5 protein-coding genes are annotated in these 1716 nt (G+C 54.8%); all 5 read left to right on the top strand.

Annotation, left to right across the window (positions count from 1 at the left end):
• Positions 1–191: 191 nt before the first annotated feature.
• Complete coding sequence (locus BVER_RS32085; RefSeq protein WP_157056299.1) at positions 192–365, top strand: hypothetical protein; 174 nt, start codon at positions 192–194, stop codon at positions 363–365.
• Positions 366–442: 77 nt separating this feature from the next.
• Positions 443–619, top strand: a complete 177-nt coding sequence (locus tag BVER_RS32080) for a hypothetical protein (protein ID WP_157056298.1) — start codon at positions 443–445, stop codon at positions 617–619.
• 18 nt (positions 620–637) lie between these two features.
• A complete protein-coding gene (locus BVER_RS28780; protein ID WP_050456130.1) occupies positions 638–823 on the top strand; it encodes a hypothetical protein in 186 nt (61 codons plus the stop codon).
• 17 nt (positions 824–840) lie between these two features.
• On the top strand, positions 841–1020 hold the full coding sequence (locus BVER_RS32075; RefSeq protein ID WP_157056297.1) for a hypothetical protein: 180 nt from the start codon (positions 841–843) through the stop codon (positions 1018–1020).
• A 32-nt stretch (positions 1021–1052) separates the two neighbouring features.
• Positions 1053–1325 (top strand): fimbrial protein, encoded by a 273-nt coding sequence (locus BVER_RS32070; RefSeq protein ID WP_157056296.1) that lies wholly within the window; start codon positions 1053–1055, stop codon positions 1323–1325.
• Positions 1326–1716: the final 391 nt, after the last annotated feature.

Below are 1716 nucleotides of genomic sequence, written 5' to 3'. Positions count from 1 at the left end.
GCTTACCCGGAACAATGGACTCCAGTCGTCCCCATATCTCATCGGTCAGCAACATTCGACTCATCTTGATCGCTTACGCAAAAGATGAGATGTAAACACATTTCTTCAAATGTGAACAGAGCCTAGTAGGAAAGTTCGGGGCCTTACCGTGCCGAACGCTGAAAGAAAGTCTTTTTAACGAAGGAAGCATCATGCAAAAAATCGACCGCGAAGTGCTCGCACACGCTCAAATTTCGGGTGGTGAAGGCAAGGGCTCGGCTACCGCAACGGCGGACAGCCCGATGAAGCTGGATCTGTCGAACGCGACGATCACTGATGTCTCGCTCACGCTCAACAACGGTGCAACGGCGACGGCCTCGGCCTGACCGTTCAGTCTTGCCATAGCTTGATTGGCCAAGACGACTGAATCTTTTTACTTAACGACTCTACAGGAGGATCAAAAATGCAACAAATCGAACGCAACGAACTGGTACAAGCTCGAATCGCAGGCAGCACGGGCAGGGGTACCGCAGACGCAACGGCGACCAGCCCGATGGACCTGAATCTCTCCGGTGCAACGATCAACGGTAGTGTCGAGCTCGAGCTCAATAACGGCGCAACGGCAACGGCCACCGCCTAACACTCAAAGGATACGAAAATGCAAAAGATCGAACGCAACATGCTGGCACAAGCCCAGATCTCTGGCGGCGACGGCAAGGGCACCTCGAGCGCCACGGCAAACAGCCCCATGAACATCGACCTTTCGGGCGCGACGATCGGCGGTACGGGTTCCACCGTCCAACTCGAGATCAACAACAGCGCCACGGCATCGGCCAAGGCGTAACGAGGCAGGGGACAATTATGCAGATGGTTGAACGCAGTGCTTTGTCGGACGCGCTGGTCGCAGGCGGTACGGGCGCAAGCTCCAGTGCCAGCAGCCCGATGACGATCGATCTTTCTGGTGCAACGCTTGGCGCAGGACAGGGCTCCAGTATCAGCATCAAGATCACCAATGGCGCAACTGCATCGGCTAGTGCTTAAGTACTAGCTGACGTTACTAGCGTCGAGAAGTGATGAAAGCGCGTACCGCAATTTGCGGTACAGTAAGCAGCGTACTGAAAAATACCGGCGCGGCTGTGCAAGTGGGTATACAACTGCTTAAGGCCGCCTCTTCCGGTGCCTCGACTGGCACGCCTCTGGCGCTCAATACGGCTTCATCTCTAGGCGCCGTTGATGCATCGGGCTCGATGACCATTCCGATGGTGACGCAGTTCTATCGGCTCGGGGCAATGACAAGTGGTGGTACCGTGAGTTCGACGGCGACCGTGGATTTCACGTATAACTAAAAAGCGCACGTTCTCATACGGAAAAAATGTGCGTATCGAAGAGTGCAGCGGTCACCTTTATTAACTAAAGAAATGAGGAATGCATAAAATACAAAAAATTGAACGAAGCATGTTGGCTGAATCGGTTGTGTCAGGCGGCAGCGGGAAGTCAAGCACATCGGCCTATGCGTCGACGTCGCAAAGTGTGTCAATCGTTATTAAGCCGAGCGACGGTAAAGACGCATAAATCCGACCGGATGTAGCCGTTTGGCTATCGTTTCACGATGGCCCTTTTTGTGCGCCCAGCATGGGCGCACTCTTGCGGGTGCAAGTCGCGCGGCAAGTTGACCACAGCGAGCGAAGTGAAGCGCAACTGCGGAAGGGCGACCGACCGTGGGGAGGAAGCGTGGAG

This window comes from Candidatus Burkholderia verschuerenii (assembly GCF_001189365.1).
GTDB classification, from domain to species: Bacteria; Pseudomonadota; Gammaproteobacteria; order Burkholderiales; family Burkholderiaceae; genus Caballeronia; species Caballeronia verschuerenii.
The sequence above is the reverse complement of the archived record's forward strand: the minus strand, read 5'-3'. Positions and strand labels throughout refer to the sequence as shown.